Origin of the sequence: Halomonas sp., assembly GCF_014859505.1 — a bacterium.
In the GTDB taxonomy this organism is placed as follows: Bacteria; Pseudomonadota; Gammaproteobacteria; order Pseudomonadales; family Halomonadaceae; genus Halomonas.
Genome location: NZ_JACUUD010000189.1, coordinates 1 through 4,152, shown reverse-complemented (window position 1 = coordinate 4,152; position 4,152 = coordinate 1). Strand labels below are relative to the sequence as shown.

Annotated in this window: 5 protein-coding genes and 1 tRNA gene; all 6 read right to left on the bottom strand. The window is 65.6% G+C overall.

Features of this window, described 5'->3' with window-relative positions:
* Positions 1-42 precede the first annotated feature (42 nt).
* The 6 genes from IBX53_RS15060 to IBX53_RS15035 all read right to left on the bottom strand — a co-directional run bounded on the left by IBX53_RS15060 (position 43) and on the right by IBX53_RS15035 (position 3,961).
* Positions 43-130 (bottom strand) — tRNA-Ser (locus IBX53_RS15060).
* Positions 131-193: 63 nt separating this feature from the next.
* Positions 194-727: a YiiD C-terminal domain-containing protein gene (locus IBX53_RS15055; RefSeq protein ID WP_290910872.1), complete on the bottom strand. Its 534-nt coding sequence runs from the start codon at positions 725-727 to the stop codon at positions 194-196.
* Between the two features lie 14 nt (positions 728-741).
* Positions 742-1,302 carry a nitroreductase gene (locus IBX53_RS15050; RefSeq protein ID WP_290910869.1) on the bottom strand — a complete coding sequence of 187 codons (561 nt, stop codon included), beginning with the start codon at positions 1,300-1,302 and terminating at the stop codon, positions 742-744.
* Between the two features lie 81 nt (positions 1,303-1,383).
* Complete coding sequence (gene queF, locus IBX53_RS15045; protein ID WP_290910867.1) at positions 1,384-2,220, bottom strand: NADPH-dependent 7-cyano-7-deazaguanine reductase QueF; 837 nt, start codon at positions 2,218-2,220, stop codon at positions 1,384-1,386.
* A complete protein-coding gene (locus IBX53_RS15040; protein WP_290910865.1) occupies positions 2,217-2,990 on the bottom strand; it encodes an ABC transporter permease in 774 nt (257 codons plus the stop codon). The genes queF and IBX53_RS15040 overlap by 4 nt, the downstream gene beginning before the upstream one ends.
* Positions 2,987-3,961: an ABC transporter ATP-binding protein gene (locus IBX53_RS15035; protein WP_290910862.1), complete on the bottom strand. Its 975-nt coding sequence runs from the start codon at positions 3,959-3,961 to the stop codon at positions 2,987-2,989. The genes IBX53_RS15040 and IBX53_RS15035 overlap by 4 nt, the downstream gene beginning before the upstream one ends.
* Between the last annotated feature and the right edge of the window lie 191 nt (positions 3,962-4,152).

The window sequence follows — 4,152 nt, the reverse complement described above, 5'->3', positions numbered from 1 at the left end:
CAAAGAAAAAGCCGCTGAAATCAGCGGCTTATCTATATTCGGTGGCGGAGGGGGAGGGATTCGAACCCTCGAAGCCTTTCGACTTACACACTTTCCAGGCGTGCTCCTTCGACCACTCGGACACCCCTCCATGCTGTTGACCCGTCGGGGAGGACGCTGCCTTTCCCTCTAGGACGGCGCGTATGCTATCGCCTCAAGTACTCGATTGCAAGACGTTTTCCGCTCGGCTGCCGCCAAGCACCGCGTAATCACCGCGCGCTTCCAGGCACAGGATCTCTCCGCACCAGAGCCGCTGACACAGGGCGATGCGCCCGCGACCCTTCTGGGCAAGCTGCTCGGCGAGGCGCTCGGGGCCTTTCTCTGCCTCCGGCTCGCACTCGAGGCGGTAGTCAGCGGTCACCGGTGCCAGGAAGCGCTGACTGGCCTCGGCGACCACGACATCCCTGGCAAGGCTGTGACGGCGCAGCCAGAGAGTCGTCCAGCACCAGCCCAGCAAGGTGGTCTGGGCGGTGAGGGCGCCGCCGAAGCCGGTACCCTTGTCGTTGAGGCTGGGGGTCAGGTCCAGCATCCAGGTGAGGCGCTCGCCGTCGCGCTTCATCTCTCGGATGCCAAGGTGCTCGACCATGGGGATCGCATCAATGAGCCAGGCCAGGAAGCGCTCCGGGTCATCCTCCTGGCCCGGTGCGGTGAGCGGGAGCCGCGGGTGGGCCTTGCCGATCTCGCGCATCTGCTCTTCTCCGCTCAGCGCCAGCGTTCGACGAAGGCGTCGATGTCATGCTCGGCAATGCGCTTGTGGCGCCCGCCGAGCTGGCCCAGGTAGATGAAGGCAACCACCTCGTCGTCCTCCTCCAGGCCCAGCCCCTTGCGAACGGTGGGGTCGAAGGCATATTTGCCACTGCGCCACATGGCGCCCAGTCCCAGCGCGTGGGCCGCCAGCAGGATGCCATGGGCGGCACAGCCGGCGGAGATCACCTGCTCGATCCTGGGCACCTTGGGCACGTCCGGCGTCACCCTGGCGATCACCGCGATCACCATGGGCGCACGCAGCGGCTTCTTGCGCGCGGCGTCCAGGGCGGCATCGCCGACGTGGGGGTCCTCGCGGTACTCCGCCTCGGCGAACAGCTCGCCAAGCCGGGAGAGCCCCTCCCCCGAGAACTCGATGAAGCGCCAGGGGCGCAGCTCCTTGTGATCCGGGGCCCGCAGCGCCGCGCGATAGATCGCCTCGAGCTGCTCGGGGCCGGGCGGCGGCCCCATCAGCTTGCCCATTGAGCTGCGTTCGTGCAGCAGCGTCAGCGCATCCATTGAGTGTCTCCCTTGGCGGCGGTCAGACGAGAATTCTTCTCGGCACTTTACCAGCTGGCCGCCCGCCTGTCGTGGTGGCCGCTACTGCCTGGCCAGGCGAAGCGGCTCGGGGGGGCGCTCGCCCGGGGTGGCACGCCAGGGGCTGATGTCCAGCCCGCCGCGGCGCACGTAGCGCGCCAGCACCAGCAGCCGCTCGGGCCGGCAGCGAGCCATCAGGTCGACGAAGATATGCTCCACGCAGTGCTCGTGGAAGTCCTGGTGCTGGCGATAGCCGATCAGGTAGCGCAAGAGCCCCTCGCGGTCGATCCGCGGCCCGCGATAGCGGATCAGCACGCTGCCCCAGTCCGGCTGGCCGGTGACCGGGCAGTTGGACTTGAGCAGGTGCGAGTAAAGCGTCTCCTCGACGATCTCGTCGCCCACCGCCAGGGGCTCGGCGCTTGGGGTGTAGGCATCCACTGCAATATCCAGCTCATCCAGGGACTCGCCGGGCAGCCGGCGCGGCGCGAGGGCCTCGTCGTCGACATCGAACAGCTCCACCGACACAACGGCATCTGCGGCCCGGGACAGGTCAGCCACCAGGGTGTCGATGACCGCCTCGCGGTTCTGGAAACGGGTCTGGTTGAAGCTGTTCAGGTAGAGCTTCCAGGACTTGGACTCGATCAGGTTGGGGGAGTCCGCCGGCAGGCGAAAGCGCGCCACGGCCACCACCGGCTTGCCACGGGCGTTGAGCCAGCTCGCCTCGAAGGCGTGCCACTCGTCCTCGCCGACGAAGGGCAGCACGCCTTCCTCGATGTCCAGCGGCACCCGGTTGGCGGCGCGGGGGATGGGATAGAGCAGCGTGGCATCGTAGCGCTCCGGATAGGCGGACTCGCGCCCCAGTGGCGCATGTTCCAGGGTCTCGGGGCGGTGGTAGTTCATGAGCGGATCCCCTTGCCATGCTCCAGCATCCACAGGGCGACACCGAACAGCACGGTGATGAAGGTAACGATGGCGGCCAAGGCCCAGCCCACCGGAATGTCCGAGACGCCCAGGAAGCCATAGCGGAAGACGTTGACCATGTAGAGGATGGGGTTGAGCATCGACACCCCCTGCCAGAAGGCCGGCAGCAGCGAGATCGAGTAGAAGACCCCGCCCAGGTAGGTCAGCGGCGTCAGGATGAAGGTCGGCACGATGGATATGTCGTCGAATTTCTTGCCCAGCAGGGCGTTGATGAAGCCGCCGATGGAGAAGAGTGCCGAGGTGAGCACCACCACACCCACCGTGAGCAGCGGATGCGCCACGCTGATGCGGGTGAAGAACAGCGAGACCACGGTGACGATCAGGCCGACGCCCAGGCCGCGGGCCATGCCGCCCAGCACGAAGCCGGAGAGGATCACCCAGTTGGGCATGGGCGAGACCATCATCTCCTCGATGGAGCGCTGGAACTTGTTGGAGAAGAAGGAGGAGGCCACGTTCGAGTAGCTGTTGGTGATCACCGCCATCATGATCAGTCCGGGAACGATGAAGTCCATGTAGCTGAAACCGTCCATCTCCCCGATGCGCGAACCGATCAGATTCCCGAAGATGATGAAGTACATGGTCATGGTGATGGAGGGCGGCAGCAGGGTCTGCGGCCAGATCCGCGTGAAACGCTTGATCTCCTTGATCACCAGGGTCCAGAGGGCGATGGCGGTCTGGGTCGGATTCATGGGCGGGCCTCCTTTCCGCGGGCGGCTGCAGCCGCCCGGTCCAGGGCATCGTTGCCCTGCTCCACCATGGTGACGAACATCTCCTCGAGGCGATTGGCGCGGTTGCGCATGGAGGCCACCTCGATGCCCTGCTCGTCCAGCGCGGTGAAGATGTCATTGAGTCGCTGGCCGCGATGCACCACCACCGCCAGCTGGGCGGCATCGACTCGGGTGACCTCGAAGCCCTCGATCTCGGGGGCGGCCTCGACAGGATGGGCCAGGTCGAACAGGAAGGTCTCGGTGTCGAGTTCGGCGAGCAGCTCGCGCACGCCGGTGTTACGGATGATCTCGCCGTGGTTGATGATCGCCACGTTGCGACACAGGCTCTCGGCCTCCTCGAGGTAGTGGGTGGTGAGGATGATGGTGGTGCCCTCCTCGCGGTTGATGCGGCGCATGTACTCCCACATGCTGCGCCTGAGTTCGATATCCACGCCGGCGGTGGGCTCGTCGAGGATCAGCAGCCTTGGCCGGTGCATCAGCGCCCTGGCGATCATCAGCCGGCGCTTCATGCCACCGGAGAGCATGCGGGCGCTGCCGTTGCGCTTGTCCCACAGGCCCAGGTCGCGCAGCAGCTGCTTGGCGCGGGGCAGCGCCTCGCGGCGGGGCATGCCGTAGTAGCCGGCCTGGGCCAGCACGATGTCGATCACCTTCTCGAACTGGTTGAAGTTGAACTCCTGGGGTACCACGCCCAGGTGGTACTTGGCGCGGGGGAAGTCGCGATCGATGTCGATGCCGAAGATCGACACCTTGCCGGCGCTCTTCTGCACCAGCGAGCAGACCACCCCCAGGGTGGTGGACTTGCCGGCGCCGTTGGGGCCCAGCAGCGCAAAGAAGTCACCCTCGGCGACGTCGAGGTCAATGCCCTTGAGGGCCTCAAAACCATTGCCGTAGACCTTGGTGAGGCCACGGATGGACAGAGCCGGTTCGGCCATTGGCAATCCTTGATCGGTTCGAGGTTCGAAAGCGGGCATGCCGCAAAGGCCTAAGGATATTGGGACGCTACCGGGCAACTTCAAGCTGCCGGCGGCGCACCCCTGTCGGCCAGGCACACAAAAACGCCTGCGCGGAGGCAAGCATCAGAAAAATAAGATGAGGATTCGACGATGGAGCGGGAAGCGAGATT

What these genes read in the sequence shown, in the direction of transcription:
- IBX53_RS15055 (WP_290910872.1), bottom strand. Translation starts at nt 727, where the DNA reads ATGCGCGAGATCGGCAAGGCCCACCCGCGGCTCCCGCTCACCGCACCG.
- IBX53_RS15050 (WP_290910869.1), bottom strand. Translation starts at nt 1,302, where the DNA reads ATGGATGCGCTGACGCTGCTGCACGAACGCAGCTCAATGGGCAAGCTG.
- queF (WP_290910867.1), bottom strand. Translation starts at nt 2,220, where the DNA reads ATGAACTACCACCGCCCCGAGACCCTGGAACATGCGCCACTGGGGCGC.
- IBX53_RS15040 (WP_290910865.1), bottom strand. Translation starts at nt 2,990, where the DNA reads ATGAATCCGACCCAGACCGCCATCGCCCTCTGGACCCTGGTGATCAAG.
- IBX53_RS15035 (WP_290910862.1), bottom strand. Translation starts at nt 3,961, where the DNA reads ATGGCCGAACCGGCTCTGTCCATCCGTGGCCTCACCAAGGTCTACGGC.